The organism is Streptomyces tendae (assembly GCF_014650435.1).
Taxonomy (GTDB): domain Bacteria; phylum Actinomycetota; class Actinomycetes; order Streptomycetales; family Streptomycetaceae; genus Streptomyces; species Streptomyces tendae.
This window is the reverse complement of sequence record NZ_BMUY01000008.1, coordinates 162,018-180,660: the sequence shown is the minus strand read 5'-3', so window position 1 is coordinate 180,660 and position 18,643 is coordinate 162,018. Positions and strand designations below refer to the sequence as shown.

Annotated in this window: 14 protein-coding genes; 8 read left to right on the top strand and 6 right to left on the bottom strand. The window is 72.6% G+C overall.

What is annotated here, in order from left to right; all coding sequences use genetic code 11:
• Nucleotides 1-271: 271 nt before the first annotated feature.
• Nucleotides 272-1,030, bottom strand: a complete 759-nt coding sequence (locus IE258_RS22015) for a GOLPH3/VPS74 family protein (RefSeq protein ID WP_007388668.1) — start codon at nt 1,028-1,030, stop codon at nt 272-274.
• A gap of 189 nt (nt 1,031-1,219) precedes the next feature.
• Between IE258_RS22015 and IE258_RS22010 the strand changes: the two genes are divergently transcribed.
• The 3 genes from IE258_RS22010 to IE258_RS22000 all read left to right on the top strand — a co-directional run bounded on the left by IE258_RS22010 (nt 1,220) and on the right by IE258_RS22000 (nt 7,981).
• A complete protein-coding gene (locus tag IE258_RS22010; RefSeq protein ID WP_229892325.1) occupies nt 1,220-4,084 on the top strand; it encodes a D-alanyl-D-alanine carboxypeptidase in 2,865 nt (954 codons plus the stop codon).
• Between the two features lie 209 nt (nt 4,085-4,293).
• Entirely contained in the window at nt 4,294-6,171 is a 1,878-nt protein-coding gene (locus IE258_RS22005) for a DUF8823 domain-containing protein (RefSeq protein ID WP_189746063.1), read from the top strand.
• 226 nt (nt 6,172-6,397) lie between these two features.
• Nucleotides 6,398-7,981, top strand: coding sequence for a sodium:solute symporter family protein (locus IE258_RS22000; protein ID WP_159327112.1), 1,584 nt, complete (start codon nt 6,398-6,400; stop codon nt 7,979-7,981).
• Between the two features lie 85 nt (nt 7,982-8,066).
• On the opposite strand, the gene IE258_RS21995 is transcribed toward IE258_RS22000, so the two are convergent.
• From IE258_RS21995 to IE258_RS21985, 3 genes are all read right to left on the bottom strand, one after another.
• A complete protein-coding gene (locus tag IE258_RS21995) occupies nt 8,067-8,477 on the bottom strand; it encodes a VOC family protein (RefSeq protein WP_189746062.1) in 411 nt (136 codons plus the stop codon).
• Nucleotides 8,478-8,561: 84 nt separating this feature from the next.
• On the bottom strand, nt 8,562-9,677 hold the full coding sequence (locus tag IE258_RS21990) for an ADP-ribosylglycohydrolase family protein (RefSeq protein WP_189746061.1): 1,116 nt from the start codon (nt 9,675-9,677) through the stop codon (nt 8,562-8,564).
• Between the two features lie 103 nt (nt 9,678-9,780).
• Nucleotides 9,781-10,677, bottom strand: coding sequence for a LysR family transcriptional regulator (locus IE258_RS21985; protein ID WP_189746060.1), 897 nt, complete (start codon nt 10,675-10,677; stop codon nt 9,781-9,783).
• A gap of 86 nt (nt 10,678-10,763) precedes the next feature.
• Between IE258_RS21985 and IE258_RS21980 the strand changes: the two genes are divergently transcribed.
• From IE258_RS21980 to IE258_RS21970, 3 genes are all read left to right on the top strand, one after another.
• Entirely contained in the window at nt 10,764-11,114 is a 351-nt protein-coding gene (locus IE258_RS21980; RefSeq protein WP_189746059.1) for a DoxX family protein, read from the top strand.
• A gap of 157 nt (nt 11,115-11,271) precedes the next feature.
• On the top strand, nt 11,272-12,504 hold the full coding sequence (locus IE258_RS21975) for a serine hydrolase domain-containing protein (RefSeq protein WP_189746058.1): 1,233 nt from the start codon (nt 11,272-11,274) through the stop codon (nt 12,502-12,504).
• Between the two features lie 93 nt (nt 12,505-12,597).
• Nucleotides 12,598-13,107: a DUF2165 domain-containing protein gene (locus tag IE258_RS21970; protein ID WP_189746056.1), complete on the top strand. Its 510-nt coding sequence runs from the start codon at nt 12,598-12,600 to the stop codon at nt 13,105-13,107.
• 36 nt (nt 13,108-13,143) lie between these two features.
• On the opposite strand, the gene IE258_RS21965 is transcribed toward IE258_RS21970, so the two are convergent.
• Together IE258_RS21965 and IE258_RS21960 are read right to left on the bottom strand one after the other, a co-directional pair.
• Complete coding sequence (locus tag IE258_RS21965; RefSeq protein WP_189746054.1) at nt 13,144-13,707, bottom strand: hypothetical protein; 564 nt, start codon at nt 13,705-13,707, stop codon at nt 13,144-13,146.
• A 108-nt stretch (nt 13,708-13,815) separates the two neighbouring features.
• Nucleotides 13,816-16,419: a bifunctional FO biosynthesis protein CofGH gene (locus IE258_RS21960; RefSeq protein ID WP_189746051.1), complete on the bottom strand. Its 2,604-nt coding sequence runs from the start codon at nt 16,417-16,419 to the stop codon at nt 13,816-13,818.
• Nucleotides 16,420-16,607: 188 nt separating this feature from the next.
• Between IE258_RS21960 and IE258_RS21955 the strand changes: the two genes are divergently transcribed.
• A complete protein-coding gene (locus tag IE258_RS21955; RefSeq protein ID WP_189746049.1) occupies nt 16,608-18,131 on the top strand; it encodes a CehA/McbA family metallohydrolase in 1,524 nt (507 codons plus the stop codon).
• A 69-nt stretch (nt 18,132-18,200) separates the two neighbouring features.
• The gene (locus IE258_RS21950) at nt 18,201-18,611 is read left to right on the top strand and encodes a nitroreductase family deazaflavin-dependent oxidoreductase (RefSeq protein ID WP_189746047.1); all 411 of its coding nucleotides are present in this window, start codon (nt 18,201-18,203) and stop codon (nt 18,609-18,611) included.
• Nucleotides 18,612-18,643: the final 32 nt, after the last annotated feature.

Here is an 18,643-nt window from a genome sequence, read left to right as displayed (position 1 = left end):
CAGACTGCCACCAAGGTGCTTTCTACCGCTGGGAAACGGTCGATATGCGCCGCGTACACGCCAGTTCGGAACACCACCCCCGCATGCGGCCGCGCGGGGCGGCGGAACCTTTCCGCGGATCCGGGTGGGCCGGACGCGCGGTCGGTCCCGCCGCCCCGCGCGGACCTGCGGCTCCCGTGACCGGGCTTGGGGACTGGCGGTGCGGCGGTGCTGTGGTGCGGCGGTGCAATGACGCTGTGGTGCTGTCGTACGGTGCGGCGTGCTCGTCGGGCTAGTGGGCCACCGCCCGCGCCATGGATCCGTGGCGCGGTTGCGCCGGAACACCGCGGGCGGGTTCCGGGGCGGGCCTGGCACCCGGTCCCGGGGCCTGGCGGCCGGCCGGGGCCGGACTGCGGCGTGGCTGGGCCGCAGCGCCGTTCTGGACGTCCATCACCGCGTGCGCCACCAGACCGCCCATGGGGTCGTGCCTGATGAGGTCCCGCAGCCGGGACCGCGACGAGCGTCCTTCGTTGCCCGGGTAGAGGTGCTTGCCGAGTCCGACCGCGTGGGCCAGCGCGGCGAGCGCCGCGGTCCGCGGGTCCGGCGGGACGCCGGTGCGGATCGCCGAGTCGAGGCGTGCCTTGATCTCCCTGCTGATCGCCGTGTCGGTCGCCTGGTAGCGAGTCGTCGGCAGCACCCCGCACATCTGGCCCTCCACGGCATGCACCATGCCGCATCGCTCCAGATGCGAGAGATAGGTCTGGCGCAGCCCCAGGCGGGGTCCGCCAATCCAGTTGACCGCCCGTACGGGAGCGCCACGCCTTCGCAGCAACTCCAACGCGCAGTCCAGTGTTGGATCTCCTGTCGGCCGTGGGGCCACCACGGCGATACGATCCCCGTCTGGGGCTATCCGTCCGGCCAGCGCCAGCTCCACCAGCTGTGCTCCGGCCAGACCGAGGTCGAGCGACTGCGGCTGTGCGGTGGTACCCGTGGTCGGGTCCAACGCCAGCAGCAGAAGCTCCTCCGGAAGTGTTCTGCGGCTCCTGCCCATCCATGCCTCCCCGCGTGGATGACAGACAGGGTGACCCCTCTCACATTGGTCTGTCGAGGGTGCGTGACCGCTTCGTAGTGGAACCAGTAGGTATGTCGTTCTCGTCTTCCGCGTGGGTTCCACCCGTACACAGGACACTGGTAAATGGTTTCGGTACGGGTTCGGTAGCGCGCACAGGACGTGCGGCGCATGGAGGAGGCATCGGTGGCGGGCGAGTCCCCCGACAGTTCGAAGCAGCGCGAGTCGTCGGAAGAACCGACGTCGGGGAGCGCGGGTCCGGTTCCCGAAGCCAGGACCGAGGCGAGCGAGACGCGTGATCCGCGGCTGGCGGTGGCACGGGAGGACGCGAAGCGCTCCCAGGGCGCCGGTGCCGGGTCCCGCGGGGGCGTCGACACGGCGACCCGCGTGCTGTCGGTCCGCGAGACGGAGGCGGAGTCCTCCGGAGGTGACGACGACGCCGGGACGCCCGGGGCGGCCGACACGGCGTCGGACACCCCGGAGAAGCCCGAGGAGCCCGCCACGGGCACCGACGGCCGGCTGCGGGACGCCGTCGCCGCCTGGGTCGCCACCGCGGACGAGCGCGCCGCCGCCAACGCACGGCTGGACGGCACGCGGGACGCGGAGGAGCCCGCACGGGACGGCGAGCGGGCCGACACGGCCGCGCAGGCCGAGGACACCGGGGCCGACCCGCGGTCCACCGGGGCACCCGGGGCCACCGGCTCCGACACGGCCCCGGCCAAGGACTCCGACGACACCGAGAGCACCACCCCCGACTCCGACACGGACTCGGGTGCCGACGCGGGCGCAGACTCGGACGCGGCCCCGGCCTCCGGCCCGGGCAACGGCTCCGACACGGGCTCGGGTGCCGACGCCGCCTCGGACGCGGACCAGACCTCCGGCTCCGGCCCTGCGTCCGGCCCGGACACGGCCTCGGACCCCGACTCCCGCGCGGACACCGACTCCGACGCGGACACGACCGCCGACGCCGACGCGGGCGCAGACTCGGACGCGGCCCCGGCCCCCGGCCCGGGCGACAGCTCCGACACGGGCTCGGGTGCCGACGCCGCCTCGGACGCGGACCAGACCTCCAGCTCCGGTTCCGGTCCCGCATCCGGCACGGACGCAGGGGCGGACTCGGACTCCGGCACGGACGCGGGCACGGTCTCCGGCTCCGGTTCCGGTCCCGAGGCGGACTCGGACTCGGAGCCGGTCGCGGACGCCGACCCGGAGCCGGGCTCCGACGCGAAGCCTCGCGGGGAATCGGGCTCCGACGCCGAATCGGCCCGGGGCTCGGAGGCGAAGTCGGAGTCCGGTGACGACGCGAAGGCGCCGTCCGGGCGTGAGGGCGACGGCCAGGGCGGTGACGGCGGTGACGATCGCGAGCCGCCGGTCGACCAGCCCACCGCCGTGTTCAAGGCGCCGCGGCTCGGCGGGCCCGCGGTGGATCAGCCGACGACCATGCTGAAGCTGGGCGACGCCGCCGCCGCGTCCAAGAAGGCCGAGCAGGCCGAGCAGGCCGGAAAAGCCGGGAAGGCCGGACCAACGGCCGGTCCCGGTGACGATGCCGAGCGGACCAGCAAGTTCGTGGCGTTGCGGAATCCGGACGACCCGGCCAACCGCAAGCCTCCGCGCGCCCCGGAGACCCCCGGGACGCCGCAGGGCACCGCGCCCCCGGCCGGCGCTCCCAAGGCGTCGCAGCCGCCCCGTACCGGGGTCACCGCCGCCAGGTCGCACGTCGGGCCCGACCGGACCAGCCAGCAGCCGCTGCCGCCCAAGCCGCCGCTGGACCTGCTGGCCGAGCTGACGAACACCCCGCCGCCGCCGGAGACGCCGCTGCGCACGACGGTGCGCCGGGTCAAGATCTGGACACCGCTGGTCGTCCTGCTGCTGATCGTCTTCGGCGTCGTGCAGGCGATGCGCCCGCTGCCCGCGACCACCCTCGACCTCACGGCGCAGGACAGCTTCACGTTCGAGGGCGGCAAGCCGGAGATCCCGTGGCCGTCCAGCGGGCAGGCCGCGCTCGACGTGCAGGGCATCGGCACCTTCGGCTCGTCCGGCGACCAGAAGCCGGTGCCGATCGCGAGCGTGGCCAAGGTCATGACCGCGTACGTCATCCTGCGCGACCACCCGCTGAAGAGCGGCGCCGAGGGCCCGAAGATCAAGATCGACCAGGCGGCGGAGGACCAGTCGCAGGCCGGTCAGGAGTCGACGGTCAACGTGTTCGAGGGCGACTCGATCTCCCAGCGCGAGGCCCTGGAGAGCATCCTGATCGCGTCCGCGAACAACGTGGCGCGGCTGCTCGCCCGCTGGGACGCGGGGTCCGAGAAGGCGTTCGTGGAGAAGATGAACGCCGCCGCGAAGGACCTCGGCATGACCAACACGACGTACACCGACCCGTCGGGGCTGAACAACACGACGGTGAGCACGGCCGTGGACCAGGTGAAGCTGGCCAAGGAGGCGATGAAGCAGCCCGCGTTCCGCGAGGTCGCCGCGATGATGTCGTACGACGACTACAAGGGTGTCAACCACTCCAACTGGAACCACCTGGTCGGCCACAACGACGTCGTCGGCATCAAGACCGGCACCACCACCTCCGCTCTCGGCAACCTCGTCTTCGCGGCGAAGAAGGAGGTCGGCGGCGAGACGAAGACCATCGTCGGTGCCGTGGTGCGCCAGCCGGCGGGCGGCGCGGACAACACCATCCTCGGTGCCGCGCTGGACTCCAGCGACAAGCTGATCCGGGCCGCGCAGGACACCCTGAAGTCGTCGACGATCCTGGAGAAGGGGACCGTCGTCGGGTACGTCGACGACGGCCTCGGCGGCCGTACGCCGGTCGTCGCCACGAAGGACGTCAAGGCCGTCGGCTGGGCCGGACTGACCGTGAAGCTGACGTTCACGGCGGACGAGGTGCCGCACACGGCGCAGGCCGGTACCAAGGTCGGCACCCTCACGGTCGGCGACGGCGGCACCAGCGGCGCGGTCAAGGTGCCGGTGGCCCTGCGGGACGACCTCGTCGAGCCGGGCCTGTCGGACAAGCTGACCCGGCTGGGCTGACGGCCGGCCCCGCCCGGGCCGAGGGGACGCCCCGCACCCCACGCCCCCGTGGTCACCCGGCCACGGGGGCGTGGGCGTCCTCCCGGGTGCCGAAAGGGAGGAGGCAGCGGTGCGGGGCCGCGTGCTAGCGTCGCCAAACGGGGCAGTCGCCGGTCGCGGGAACGGGACACGGCCCAAAGGAGAAGACGGGACACGGGGAGTGCCTTCAGGTGGCCACTGCGGAGCCGACACGCGCCGACGACGCCGATCCGGGTTCGGGAGCCGACCCGCGACCACGCGTACCCGCGCCCCGCAGGGACGACGGTGAGACCCGGGCTGCCGGGCAGCGGCCGCCCGCCGGGCCGAAGGCGCCCTCGGCGGTGAACGCCGCCTTCCTCGCCCTGCGCGAGCGCATGCTGCGCCATCCGGTGCTGTCCGTGACCGCCCTGGCCGGGGTGCTCCACATAGCGTGGTTCTTCACGTTCGCGAACAGTGGCGGCGACCTGGCCGCGCAGGACGCGTGGGCCGAGTTCGTCGGCCGGCACCCGGCCTCGGCGTACAACCTCGCCTGGTATGGCGGCATGCACCCGGTGTCGTACAGCGTGATCTCGCCGTACCTGATGTCGGTGCTCGGCGTGCGCACCACGATGATGATCGCGGGGACGGTGTCGGCCGGGCTGCTGACGATGATCCTGATCCGCAGCCGGGTGGTCCGCAATCCGCTGTGGGCGTCGCTGGCGGGCCTGTTCGCGCTGCTGGGCAACGCGGCGTCGGGGCGGGTGACGTTCGGGCTCGGCATGATGTTCGGCCTGGGCGCGGTGGCCGCGGTGTTCTGCTGGCCCCACCGGTGGCGGCACGAACGCTGGGCCAAGGGACTGTGCGCGGCACCGCTGGCCGCGCTGTCCACCATGGCCTCGCCGGTCTCGGGCCTGTTCGTGGGCCTGGTGGCGGTCGCCCTGTTCCTGCAGAAGCGCCGCCCGGGGGCCTGGGCGCTGGGCGTGGCCCCGAGCGTGGTCGTCGCGCTGTCGGCCGTGCTGTTCCCCTTCTCCGGCACGCAGCCGATGGGGTTCGGCTCGGCGGTGCTGCCGATCGTGTACTCGGGCCTGATCTACTGGCTGGTGCCGAGCACCTGGAAGACGGTGCGGATCACGTCGGCGGTCTACGGCCTGTCCGTGCTGCTGGTCTGGCTGATCAGCTCGCAGATCGGCTCCAACATCACGCGCCTGCCGATGCTCTTCGCCGGCGTGGCGCTGGTGGCGGCGCTGCCGTTCACCGCGGTGAAGTCGCGCAAGTGGTACGCGCTGGTGGTCTCGATCGTCGGCTTCGTGGGCTGGATCGGCTTCAAGTCGACCGACGACATCATCCACACCACGCCCGCCGCCTCCTGGGCGCGCGAGCTGGCGCCGCTCGTCAACGAGCTGCAGGAGGTCGGCGCGGGGCGGGGCCGGGTGGAGGCCGTGCCGGCGCGCTCCCACCGGGAGGCCTCGGCGCTCGCGCCGTACGTCAACCTGGCCCGCGGCTGGACCCGCCAGGCGGACATGGAGCGCAACCCGCTCTTCTACGACGACACGCTCAACTCGGCGAACTACCACGAGTGGCTGAAGCGCTGGGCGGTGCACTACGTGGTGCTGCCCAAGGGCGAGCCGGACGGGGACGGCGGCAAGCGCGAGCGGGAGCTGCTGCAGCGGGGACTGCCGTACCTGAAGCAGATCTGGGGCGACGCCAACTGGCAGCTGTTCCAGGTCCTGGACCCGACGCCGCTGGCGGAGCCCGACGCCGTCGTCCAGCGGGCCGAGCAGGACGAGTGGACCATCGACGTGAAGGAGCCCGGCCGCATCCTGATCCGGATGCCGTACTCGCCGTGGCTGAGCCTCGTCGACGAGGAGGGCAACAAGCTCGAGCCGCCCCAGGAGACGGAGGCGTCCAAGGACGCCCCGGAGGGCACGCCGAAGACGTACGACAACGTCAACGGCTGTCTGACGGAGACCGAGGAGACCGCCGACGGCGACGTGTGGACGACGCTGGTCGCGCCCGAGGCGGGCACGTACCGGCTGTCGGCGCCGTACGGGCTGAAGCGGGGCACGCCGTGCCCCGACGAGCTGAAGTAGCGGACCGGGCGGCCTCTTCGGGGCCAGCCCCGCCGTTCATGTAGGTGAACGGCAATCAGCAAGTCGAACCTTTTTACTTCCTCTTGACCTTCCGCTTCCTTGTCGTGCCCGCGTCGTCGCACCCACGATGAGCGGGCACTTCGCTGCCTGCCACGCCCCTACCCCGCTCGTGCGAAGTGCCAACCGGCTGAGCGGAGTTCACAAGGCGGACCCCGGAAGGGGGCACATGAACGGTCTCGACTGGTCCGTGCTCATCGGCTACTTCGCCGTCATGGTGGCGATCGGCGTCTGGTCGCACAAACGCGTGGACGACGTCAGCGACTTCTTCACGGCCGGCGGCAAGATGCCGTGGTGGCTGTCCGGCATCTCGCACCACATGTCGGGCTACAGCGCGGTGATGTTCACCGGCTACGCCGGCATCGCCTACACCTACGGTGTCACGTCCTTCGTGACGTGGTCCTTCCCCATCGCGCTCGGCGTCGCCATCGGCTCCAAGCTGTTCGCGCCGCGCATCAACCGGCTGCGCTCACGGCTGCACGTGGCCTCGCCGCTGGAGTACCTCAAGAACCGGTACAACCTGCCCACCCAGCAGGCGCTGGCCTGGTCCGGCATGCTGCTGAAGATCGTGGACGTGGCCGCGAAGTGGGCGGCCATCGCCACGCTCCTGTCGGTCTTCACCGGCATCACCCTCAACCAGGGCATCCTGATCACCGGCGTCATCACGGGCATCTACTGCACGATCGGCGGCCTGTGGGCGGACGCGCTGACGGAGCTGGGCCAGTTCATCATCCAGCTGCTGGCCGGTGTCGCGATGTTCGTGGCCGTCGTCATGAAGCTCGGCGACCACGGCGGCTTCTTCGGCGTCTGGGACGAGCCCGCCCTCCAGGGCCACGGAAAACCGCTGGTCGGCCCGTACGGGACGGTGTTCCTGCTGGCCTTCCTCTTCATCAAGCTCTTCGAGTACAACGGCGGCATGCTCAACCAGGCCCAGCGCTACATGGCCACGGCCAACGCCCGCGAGGCCACGCGGGGGGCGCGGCTGTCGGCGGTGCTGTGGCTGGTCTGGCCGTTGGTGCTGTTCTTCCCGATGTGGATGTCGCCGCTGCTGGTGGAGTCGCAGAAGGCGGACGGTTCCGACTCCTACGCCCTGATGACCGAGCAGCTGCTGCCGCACGGGCTGCTCGGGCTGGTCATCGTCGGCTTCTTCTCGCACACCATGGCCATGTGCTCCTCGGACGCGAACGCCATCGCGGCCGTGTTCACCCGTGACGTGGCGCCGGTGCTGTCGAAGCGGGCGCGCGGCTGGGGGCAGCGGTCCGGACTGCTGGCGGCGCGGCTGACGACGGTGATCTTCCTCGGTCTTTCGATGGCGGTGGCGACGCAGGTCGACTCGCCGACGTTCAAGGACATCATCACCGTCGTGATCAAGTGGGTCGCCGGGCTGATGGGTCCGATCGCGATCCCGATGATGCTCGGTCTGCTGCGGCCCTTCCGCCGCTCGGGCCCGACGGCGGCGCTCACCAGCTGGGGTCTGGGCCTGGTGGCGTTCTGGCTGGTCAACTACCCGATCAACTGGAGCGTGGACGGCGGGGTGCCGCTGGAGTACCAGGTCTCCGTGCCGCTGGCGGTCTCGCTGGTCCTGTACGTCCTGGTCGGCTATCTGAAGCCGGAGGACACCCCGGAGCGGCTGGCGATCATCGAGCGCGTCAACACGGACGGGGACGGCGACGCCTCCGGCGCGGCGGCCGCGATCCCGACGCCCGCCGGCGGGGTGGACGACGCGGTGGGGCGCAGCCGGGTGGGCGACTGAGCCCCCGCCCGGACGGCGCACGACCCGGTGTCCGGCCGGTGGCCACGGTGCGTGGTCACCGGCCGGACACCCGTCTACACCCGCTTCAGCGCAGTTCCTGGATGCGGATCTGGTTGCCCGCCGGGTCCCGGAAGGCGCAGTCCCGGATGCCGTACGGCTGCTCGGTCGGCTCCTGGACGATCTCGGCGTTGCCGGCGCGCACCTTCGCGAAGGTGCCGTCGAGGTCCTCGGTGGCCAGGAGGATCCACCCGTAGGTGCCCTTGGCCATCATCTCGGCGATGGTGCGGCGCTCGGCGTCGGTGATGCCGGGGTCCACGGCGGGCGGCGCGAGGAGCAGCGAGACGTCCGGCTGGTCGGCCGGCCCGACCGTGATCCAGCGCATCGTGCCGTTGCCGACGTCCTTGCGGACCTCGAAGCCGAGGACGTCCCGGTAGAAGGCCAGGGACGCGTCCGGGTCGTCGTGCGGGAGCACGGTGGTGTGAATGCTGATGTCCATGGCTGCCACGCTAGCCGCGGCCCACCCGCCAACGCTTCTCGAAACGTGACCGACCTCGTGCCCCGTCCTCGTGCCCCGGCGTCGCTAGCCCCGCGGGTACCGCGTCAGCCAGCCGGGGGACGAGCCCGCGGGGCCGTGGAGGGCGGGGCCCTGGGTCATCTCCATGGCGAAGTCGTCGGCGAGTTCCAGGACGGTCGGGCGGCCCTCCAGTTCGGCCAGCCAGGCCGGGGGCAGGGCCGTCTCGCCGTGCAGGGCGCCGAGCAGGCCGCCGGTCAGGGCGCCGGTCGCCGCCGAGGGGCCGTCGTGGTTGACGGCGAGCCGCAGCCCGTGCCGTACGTCCTCGCCGACGAGGGCGCAGTACACGGCGGCGGCGACCAGGCCCTCGGCCGTGCCCGCGCCGATCAGCTCGGTCACCCGCGCCGGGGTCGGCAGCCCCTGCCGCACGGCGCCCAGCGCATGCTGCAGGGCGGTCGTGACGGGTTCGTGCCCGGGCCGGGGCACGAGCAGCGCCAGGGCGCGCTGCACGGCGGCGTCCAGGCTCTCGCCGCGGGCCAGCCCGTGCACGATCACGGCGTACGCGCCCGCCGCCAGGCAGCCGGTGGGGTGGCCGTGGGTCTGTGCCGCGCACTCCACGGCGAGCTGGGCCACCAGCTGCGGCTCCCAGCCGACCAGCAGCCCGAACGGCGCCGAGCGGGCGGCGGCCTCCGGGCCGCGCTCGTCGGGGTTCTTGGGCGCCTCCGGGGTGCCCATCGTCTCGTCGCCGAGGCCGAGCAGCAGCGATCGCGGGGCGTCCCGGCGGACGTACAGCCACTCCTCGTGGGCCAGCCAGCCGTCGTCCTTGCGCCGCAGGTCGGGTCCCCAGTCGCGCTGGGTGGCGGCCCAGCGCCGGTAGGCCCGGTGCAGGTCGGTCGGCGGGTGCCAGGCGCCGGTGTCGCGCCGTACCTGGGCCCGGATCAGCCCGTCCACGGAGAACAGGGTGAGCTGGGTGAGGTGGGTGACGGCGCCGCGCCGGCCGTGGGCGGGGGCCAGGTCGGACAGCCCCTCGGCGCCGTGGGCCTCCCGGATCGCGTCGAGGGCGAGGGAGTCGACGGGCGCGCCCAGGGCGTCCCCGACGGCCACGCCGAGCAGTGTCCCGCGCACCCGGCTGCGGAAGTCCTGCTGCTCGGCACGCCCCCAGACGGCGCCGGCTGTCCCGCTCACCCGGACCTCCCCTCGGCACTGCCCACCACTGTCCACACGTACGACGTCCAGCACTGTATGCGAACAGAAGTGGTCGGTCAGGGTCGGAACGGTGTGGAAACGTTCACGCGCCCGCGCACACCTCGCGGCAGCAGCGGACGAAGTCCCGGACCACGGGGTCGGCGTCGTCGGCGGGGGCCCAGGCGACCGCGACCCGGCTGGGGGCGACCCCGGTGACGGGACGGTGGACGACGCCGGGGCGGGTGTAGAAGCGGGCCGCCGACTCGGGGGCGAGCGCGACGCCGTAGCCGTTGGCGATCGCGGTGAGCCAGTCGTCGGGCTGCTCGGTGACCGCGCCGATGCGTACGGGGTGGCCGTCGCGCTCGTCGGCGGCCAGCCAGTACTCACGCCAGGGGCCCGTCTCGGGCGGGGCGGCCACGAAGGGCTCGTCCCACAGCTCGCGGAAGTCGATCGTCTCGCGCCCGGCCAGCGGGTGGGTCTCGGGGAGTGCTACGCAGCGGGGCTCGCTGAACAGCTCCACCACACGCAGCTTCTCCTGCCCGGGGAACGGCAGCCGCACCAGGGCGACGTCGACGTCCGAGTCGGCGAGTCCCGCGGTCGGGTTCGACCACGCGGCCTGCCGCATCTCGGCCCGCCAGTCCGGACGGCGCCGGGCGAACTCGGCGATGATCGGCTGCGTCGCCTCGTTGGCGGCGCTGGCGAGGAAGCCGACCCGCAGGATCCGGTCCGCCCGGCGCGCCGCGGACCTCGTCTCGCGCAGTGCCGCCTCCCACCCGGCGAGGAGAGCGGGCACCCGCGCCGCGAGCGCCCGGCCCGGCCCGGTGAGGGCCATGCCGCTGCGCGAGCGGGTGAAGAGGGGCACGCCCAGTGCGGACTCCAGCTGCCGGATCTGCTTGGTCAGCGCGGGCTGGGAGACGTACAGCCGCTGAGCCGCCCGGGTCAGGCTGCCTTCCTCCGCCACGGTCGCGAAGTACCGCAGCAATCGGGTGTCGACATCCATTCCACCAGGTTATAGAAGCAGGTATTGGACGTCGCGGTGGGCTGCGGTGAGCCTGGAGGAAAGCCACTGGAAGGAAGCGAGTCCCCGTGTACACCGCCTACGTGACCGTCACCGTCGTGGCGATCGTCGCCAACGCCGGGATCGCCGTCGCGGACCTGCTGCGGGCCCCGTTCGTCCTCGCCAACTCGGCCGAGGTGGGGGTCCCCGCGTCGTGGCTCCCGTGGCTGGCCGGCCTCAAGGGGGCGGGAGCCGCGGGGCTCCTCGTCGGCCTGCTGGGTCTCCGGCCGCTCGGCATCGCGGCCGCGGTCGGCCTCGTCCTCTTCTTCGTCGGCGCGGTCGCCGCACACGTCCGCGCCCGGGTCTTCCACAACATCGCCTTTCCCCTCTGCTATCTGGCACTCAGCACCGCGGCGCTCGTCGTGGGGGCGGCCTGGTGACGGATCGGCGGCGGGGCAGGGCCGGCCGCCAGTGGGACAGCCGGTCGGGGGTGGAGGAAGGTACACCCCGGTTCCGCCGCCTGGCCCCATCGAGCGGGCGGCCGGTTCGCGAAAGGCTCAAGGCGTTCCGAGAGCAGCCTTGTTGAGAGGAATCCCCGTGTCCGACCGCCTTTCCCCCTCCGCCTCCGCCTCCGTCCCGTCCAAGCCGAGGAAGCGGCGCGGGCGTGTGCTGTCGGTGGTCGCCGCGCTCGCGGTCCTGGGCGGCGGCCTCGCCGTGACCGGCTCCGTGGCCTACGGCGCCCCGGACCACGCCGGCCACCGCGACGCCGTGCGCGAGGGTGCGAAGGACCTGGTGCGCGAGGACCGTTTCCCCGCCGCGCTGGTCGCCGACCAGGGACGTGACGGACGCGTCCGCGACTACACGGCCGGCACCGGCGACCTGGCGACCGGCGCGTCCGTGCCGGTCAACGGACAGGTCAGGGCGGGCAGCAACACCAAGGCCCTCACCGCGGCGGTGGTGCTCCAACTGGTCGGCGAGGGCAAGGTGAAGCTGGACGAGCCGATCGAGACGTACCTGCCGGGTCTGGTGCGCGGCGACGGCATCGACGGCGGCCGGATCACCGTGCGCGACCTGCTCCAGCACACCAGCGGCCTGCCCGACTACGTCCAGACGCTGGGCCTGGACCCGTTCGAGGTCCGCGACACGTACTACAACCCGCGTGACCTGATCGACCTCGCCCTGAGCCAGAAGGCGGCGTTCGAGCCCGGCGCGAAGTGGCAGTACAGCAACACCAACTACGTCCTGGCGGGCCTGCTCGTCGAGAAGGTCACGGGCCGCCCCTTCGGCGAGGAGATCACCGACCGGATCATCCGCCCCCTCGGCCTGAAGGACACCTACTGGCCGGGCGTCGGCGAGCGCGGCATCCGGGGCGCCCACCCCAAGGGCTACGCCGCCGCCATCCCCGGCGCTCCGATGGCGGACATCACCCGCCTCGACCCGTCCCAGGCATGGGCCGCCGGGCAGCTGGTCACCACCCCGCGCGACCTCAACCGCTTCTTCTCCGCCCTGCTCGGCGGCGAGGTCCTGGAGGCCGCCGAGCTGAAGGAGATGCAGACCACGGTCCCGGTCACCGAGGGGGCTCCCGCGCCCGGTACCGGCTACGGCCTGGGTCTCTTCCGCACTTCCCTGTCCTGCGGCGTCGAGCTGTGGGGCCACGGCGGCTCCATCCACGGCTACGAGACCTACGGCGGCGCCACGCGGGACGGCCGCGCGGCCACGGTGGCGACGACGGCCCTGTCCAGCTCGGTGGCCGCCGAACCGGCCGACATGATGGCGGCCCACCAGCACGTCTTCGACCTGGTGGACACGGCCGTCTGCACGGGCCGCTAGCCGCCGGGGAGTTCACCGGCGAAACGCTGCGAAGAGATCACGTTCCAGGGCCCTGCCTACTGGCGGGGCCCTCGGTTTCGAAATAGTGCTGCCATGACCAACATCCCCCGCAGCACCCTTTTACTCGCCTCCACCGTGCTCACCGCGGTCCTCGCCCTCTACATCGCCCTCGTGGCCCTCGGGAACATCACCGACTTCGACAACAACCAGCAGTACGTGCATCACGTCCTCGCGATGGACACGACGTTCAAGGACGACGACCTGATGTGGCGGGCGATCACGAGCAAGGGGCTCCAGGACACCGCCTACGTGGCGATCATCGTGTGGGAGACCGCGGCCGCGCTGGTGCTGATCTGGGCGACCTGGCTCTGGATACGCCGGCAGCACGCTCCCGCGCGGCGCTTCACCACGTACGGCACGCTGATGCTGATGCTGCTCTTCGGCGCCGGGTTCCTCGCGATCGGCGGGGAGTGGTTCGCGATGTGGCAGTCCGAGGACTGGAACGGTCTGGACGCGGCGACGCGGGTGCTGCTGTTCAGCGGCGTCGTGCTGATCGTGGCGCACCTGCCGTCCGGCGAGGCGGAGGCCACGAGACCGCAGTGACTCACGAGAGCACGGTGACCTACGAAACCAGGTGCGCTACGAGACCACGGTGACCGTCGTGCCCGACGTGCCGAACTCCCACAGCGCGTCGCCGTCCGCCTTGGGCAGCCGTATGCCGCCCGTCTTGATTCCGTCCACGGGCGGCGGCGGCGAGGAGCCGTCCACGGCGTTGGAGAAGGCGACCCAGACGCCGTCCTCCTGGGTGAAGTACATGATCTGCTCGATCCGCACCCCGTCGGAGCCCGTCGTCGCATCCTGGCGGCGGGAGCCGACGCTGTACTTGCCGGGGTCGGGGTCGACCGTGCCCGGCCAGACCTTGAACGACCGCCGGGTGGCGTCGCTGGCGTCGACCAGCCACACCCGGTCCTGGCCCACCGAGTAGACGACGCGCCGCCCCGTGCCGGAGCCCTCCGGCACCGGGGCCGGCGCGGTCTCCTTCGGCTTGGGGTGCGCGTCCGCCGACGCGGACGGCTTCGGCTTCGTCGCCGCGGCGGTGGGGTGGGGGCCCTGGTCCGCCTGTACGGCCAGGACGCTCACCGCGGCTATCGCCCCCACGGTCAGACCGGAGACCCACGCCCATGAGGGAAGTCGGGCAGGCACGGGCACGCATCTCCTCAGCTACGAGAACCCCGACACACCGGGGGCCCGATCATCGTACTGCGCGGCCGCCGCACTCCCGAAGCGCGAGCCCGCCGAGGCCCGCGGCCCTCAGTCCAGGACCGGCAGCAGCCGAGGCAGGTGCCCGTCCGAGTCCCGCGCCGCCCGCTGCCGCTCCTCGGGGACCGGGCCGTAGAGCGTGGTGCGCGGCTTCGCCGGGCGGCCCGCGGCGTCCGCGACCGCGATCAGGTCCTTGACCGACTTGTACGACCCGTAGGACGAGCCCGCCATGCGGGAGATCGTCTCCTCCATGAGGGTGCCGCCCAGGTCGTTGGCGCCGGAACGGAGCATCTCCGCCGCACCCTCCGTGCCCAGTTTCACCCAGCTCGTCTGGATGTTGGGGATGTGCGGGTGGAGAAGGAGACGGGCCATCGCGGTCACCGCGCGGTTGTCCCGCGAGGTGGGGCCCGGCCGGGCGATGCCCGCCAGGTACACCGGCGCGTTCGTGTGGATGAAGGGGAGCGTCACGAACTCCGTGAAGCCACCCGTGCGCTGCTGGATCCCGGCGAGCGTGCGCAGGTGGCCCAGCCAGTGGCGGGGCTGGTCGACGTGGCCGTACATCATCGTCGAGGAGGAGCGGATGCCCAGCTCGTGGGCGGTCTCGATCACCTCGATCCAGGTGGCCGTCGGCAGCTTGCCCTTGGTGAGGATCCAGCGGACCTCGTCGTCGAGGATCTCCGCCGCCGTGCCCGGGATCGAGTCCAGGCCGGCCTCCTTGGCCGCGGTCAGCCACTCGCGGATCGACATCCCGGTGCGGGTGGCGCCGTTGACGACCTCCATCGGCGAGAACGCGTGCACGTGCATGCCGGGGACGCGTTCCTTGACCGCCCGCGCGATGTCGAAGTACGCCGTGCCGGGCAGGTCGGGGTGGATGCCGCCCTGCATGCAGACCTCCACCGCCCCCACCTCCCACGCCTGCTGGGCGCGGTCGGCGACCTGGTCCAGGGAGAGCGTGTAGGCGTCGGCGTCCGTGCGGCGCTGGGCGAAGGCGCAGAAACGGCAGCCGGTGTAGCAGACGTTGGTGAAGTTGATGTTGCGGGTGACGATGTACGTCACGTCGTCGCCGACCACCGACCTGCGCACGTCGTCGGCCACCTCGCACAGGGCGTCCAGCGCCGGGCCGTCGGCGTGCAGCAGGGCGAGCGCCTCGTCGTCCGTCAGCTTCGTGGGGTCGTCGGCCGCCGTGGCCAGCGCGGCGCGTACGTCGGTGTCGATGCGCTCGGGGGCCATGCCGGGGGCGGCGGCCTCGCGCAGGGCGCCCCAGTCGCCGTACACCTCGTCGAAGTCGTCGCGGCGGTCCGAGGTACGGCCCTCGGTGTCGATGGTGGCGTGCAGGTCGGTGCGGCCGGTGGCGGTGAACGCCTCGTCGGGCTCCTGCCAGGCGTGCCCCTCGACCGTCGCGTCCTCGCGTGCCAGGCCCGTCGCCGGGTCGGCGAGCGCCGCCATGTGCGGGCGCAGGCGGGGGTCGAGCCAGGGCTCGCCGCGCCGCACGAACTCCGGGTACACGCAGAGGCGTTCGCGCAGTTCGAAGCCGGCCGTCCGGGACTTCGCGGCGAGTTCGTCGATCTGCGGCCAGGGGCGCTCGGGGTTGACGTGGTCGATGGTGAGCGGGGAGACGCCGCCCCAGTCGTCGATGCCGGCGCCGATCAGCCGCTCGTACTCCGCGTCCACCAGGTTCGGCGGGGCCTGGAGGCAGGCGGAGGGGCCCATGATGTGCCGGGCGACGGCGACGGTGGCGACCAGCTCGTCCAGTTCGGCGTCCGGCATGCCGCGCATCGCCGTGTCGGGCTTGGCGCGGAAGTTCTGGATGATCAGTTCCTGGATGCCGTGGTAGGCGCGGGAGACCTTGCGCAGCGCGAAGAGGGACTCGGCCCGCTCCTCGTACGTCTCGCCGATGCCGATGAGGATGCCGGACGTGAAGGGGACCGAGGAGCGCCCGGCGTCCTCCAGGACGCGCAGCCGTACGGCGGGCTCCTTGTCCGGGGAGCCGTGGTGCGGGCCGCCGGGCTCGGACCACAGGCGGGTCGCGGTGGTCTCCAGCATCATGCCCATGGAGGGCGCGACGGGCTTGAGCCGCTGGAAGTCCGTCCAGGTCATGACGCCGGGGTTGAGGTGCGGGAGCAGGCCCGTCTCCTCCAGGATGCGGATCGAGATCGCGCGGACGTAGGCGATCGTGTCGTCGTAGCCGTGCGCGTCCAGCCACTCCCTGGCCTCGGGCCAGCGGTCCTCGGGCTTGTCGCCGAGGGTGATGAGGGCTTCCTTGCAGCCGAGGGCGGCGCCCTTGCGCGCGATGTCGAGCACCTCGTCCGGCGACATGAACATCCCGTGGCCGGCCCGGCGCAGCTTGCCGGGGACCGTGACGAAGGTGCAGTAGTGGCACTTGTCCCGGCACAGCCGGGTCAGCGGGACGAAGACGCTCTTCGAGTACGTGATGACGCCGGGCCGCCCGGCCGCCTCCAGGCCCGCGTCCCGGACCCGGGCGGCGGACGCGGTGAGGGCGTCGAGGTGCTCGCCGCGCGCCTGGAGCAGCACGGCGGCCTCGGCCACGTCGAGGGCGACGCCGTCCCGGGCGCGTTTGAGGGCGCGACGCATGGAGTTCTCGGTGGGCCCCGAGGGGTCGGCGGGTCCGGTTCCGGAGGTCGCGGAAGTCGTCATCCTTCGAGCATACGAGCGGCGTGATCAGCGCGGCTGTCCCGTCCCGGTGACCCACCGCACGGTTTCCGGTCCTCCATCCGCCTCCCCCCTTCCCTTGCCCCGCAGTTCACGGCTCAATACGAGGGTTGCACGCACCAACCCCTGCACCACCCATGCCATGTCATCGACGACACCTGGGGAGCAGCAGCATGTGCGAGGACGACCACGAGAACGACCACGCCGGGATCGGCAGACGCGCGGTGTTCGTGACGGGAGCCGCCGCCGCGCTTACGTTGACGACCGTGAGCTTCGCTTCAGCGGCGGGCGGTACCGGCCCGCGGACCAGGACCGTGCGCGGCACCCTGCCGCCCGGCGTCCCCGACTTCGTGTACGTCCCGGTCGAAGTCCCCCGCGGGGTGCGCGAGGTCCACGTCGCCTACACCTACGACCGGCCCACCGTGCCGGCCGGCACCCAGGGCAACGCGCTCGACATCGGCCTCTTCGACGAGCAGGGCACCGACCTGGGCGGCCGGGGCTTCCGCGGCTGGTCGGGCGGGGCGCGCACGGAGTTCTTCGTCCGCGCGGACGCCGCCACCCCGGGCTACCTGCCGGGGCCGGTGCGCGCGGGCACCTGGCACATCGCGCTCGGCCCGTACACGGTGGCGCCGCAGGGGCTGTCCTACGAGATCACGGTCACGCTGACCTACGGCGAGCAGGACGAGGCGCCGCGCCCGGTGTACCCGCCCGAGCGGGCCAAGGGGCGGGGCCGGGCCTGGTACCGGGGCGACTGCCATCTGCACTCCGAGTACTCCGACGGCCGCTACACCCTCGCCGAGATCGCCGAGCTGGCGCGGGCGGCGGGCCTGGACTTCATCAACTCCTCCGAGCACAACACGCACTCCGCGCACGCGCACTGGGCCGAGCACGCCGGGGACGACCTGCTGATCCTGCTCGGCGAGGAGGTCACGACCCGCAACGGCCACGTCGTCGCGCTCGGCACCGATCCCGGCACCTTCGTCGACTGGCGCTACCGGGCCCGCGACAACCGCTTCGGCCGGTTCGCCCGGCAGATCCGCCGCGCCGGCGGCCTGGTCGTGCCGGCCCACCCGCACGCCACCTGCATCGGCTGCAACTGGAAGTTCGGGTTCGGCGAGGCGGACGCGGTCGAGGTGTGGAACGGCGCCTACACGCCCGACGACGAGGTGGCGCTGGCCGACTGGGACGGCATGCTGGTCGCCTCGGTGCGCGACGGCCGGCGGGACTGGATCCCGGCGATGGGCAGCAGCGACTCCCACCGCTCCCCCGACGTGATCGGCCGCCCGCAGACCGTCGTCCTCGCCGACGACCTGACCCGCGAGGCGATCCAGGAGGGCATCCGGGCGGGCCGGTCGTACGTGGCCGAGTCGTCGAAGGTGTCGCTGTCCCTCACCGCGTCCGGCGGCCGGGGCGAGCACGCCGGGATCGGCGAGCGGCTGCGGGTGGCCGCCGACACCCCGGTCACCGTCCGCCTGGAGGTGACGGGCGCCCCGCGCTGCACGGTGCGCCTCGTCACGGACCAGGGCGTGCTGTTCACCGGCGATCCGCTGCCGGTGTCCGGCGCGGGCGTCGTCGAGTGGCGCACGACCGCCTCGTACGCGGCGTACGTACGGGCGGAGGTGCGGCACGAGGCGGCGGCGGGCCCGCTGCCGGGCGCGCTGGCGGCGTTCACCAACCCCGTCTTCCTGGGGAGTTAGGCTCCAGGGGCCACCGGGCTCCGGGAGCCGCCGCGGAGCCGTCGAGCGAGACGGGAGCGTGCCCGCACGATGCCGAAGCCGCCGAACCCCGAACGGAAGTACCGGACCGTCACGGCCTTCCAGCGCCGGCTGAACGCCCTCGTGCGCCGGCTGCCCGGCCAGACCCTCCTGGAGACCACCGGCCGCGTCTCCGGTCTCCCCCGCCGCACACCGGTGGGCGGCCGCCGGGAGGGCGACTCGTTCTGGCTGGTCTCGGAGTTCGGCGAGCGCTCGCAGTACATCCGCAACATCAGGGCCGACCCGCGGGTACGGGTGCGCCTCCGGGGCCGCTGGTATGCGGGGACGGCCCATCTCCTGCCCGACGACGACCCGTTGGCCCGTCTGCGCCGCCTGCCCCGCTTCAACAGCATGGCGGTACGGGCGATGGGAGTCGGGACGGGGCATCTGACGGTACGGGTGGAGCTGGAGGGGCAGGGGTAGGGAAGCTGATGAAGAACCTGTGATCGGCGTCT

What these genes read in the sequence shown, in the direction of transcription:
- IE258_RS21995 (WP_189746062.1), bottom strand. Translation starts at nt 8,477, where the DNA reads ATGGACATCAGCATTCACACCACCGTGCTCCCGCACGACGACCCGGAC.
- IE258_RS22010 (WP_229892325.1), top strand. Translation starts at nt 1,220, where the DNA reads ATGGAGGAGGCATCGGTGGCGGGCGAGTCCCCCGACAGTTCGAAGCAG.
- IE258_RS22000 (WP_159327112.1), top strand. Translation starts at nt 6,398, where the DNA reads ATGAACGGTCTCGACTGGTCCGTGCTCATCGGCTACTTCGCCGTCATG.
- IE258_RS21960 (WP_189746051.1), bottom strand. Translation starts at nt 16,419, where the DNA reads ATGACGACTTCCGCGACCTCCGGAACCGGACCCGCCGACCCCTCGGGG.
- IE258_RS21955 (WP_189746049.1), top strand. Translation starts at nt 16,608, where the DNA reads ATGTGCGAGGACGACCACGAGAACGACCACGCCGGGATCGGCAGACGC.
- IE258_RS21985 (WP_189746060.1), bottom strand. Translation starts at nt 10,677, where the DNA reads ATGGATGTCGACACCCGATTGCTGCGGTACTTCGCGACCGTGGCGGAG.
- IE258_RS21970 (WP_189746056.1), top strand. Translation starts at nt 12,598, where the DNA reads ATGACCAACATCCCCCGCAGCACCCTTTTACTCGCCTCCACCGTGCTC.
- IE258_RS22015 (WP_007388668.1), bottom strand. Translation starts at nt 1,030, where the DNA reads ATGGGCAGGAGCCGCAGAACACTTCCGGAGGAGCTTCTGCTGCTGGCG.
- IE258_RS21950 (WP_189746047.1), top strand. Translation starts at nt 18,201, where the DNA reads ATGCCGAAGCCGCCGAACCCCGAACGGAAGTACCGGACCGTCACGGCC.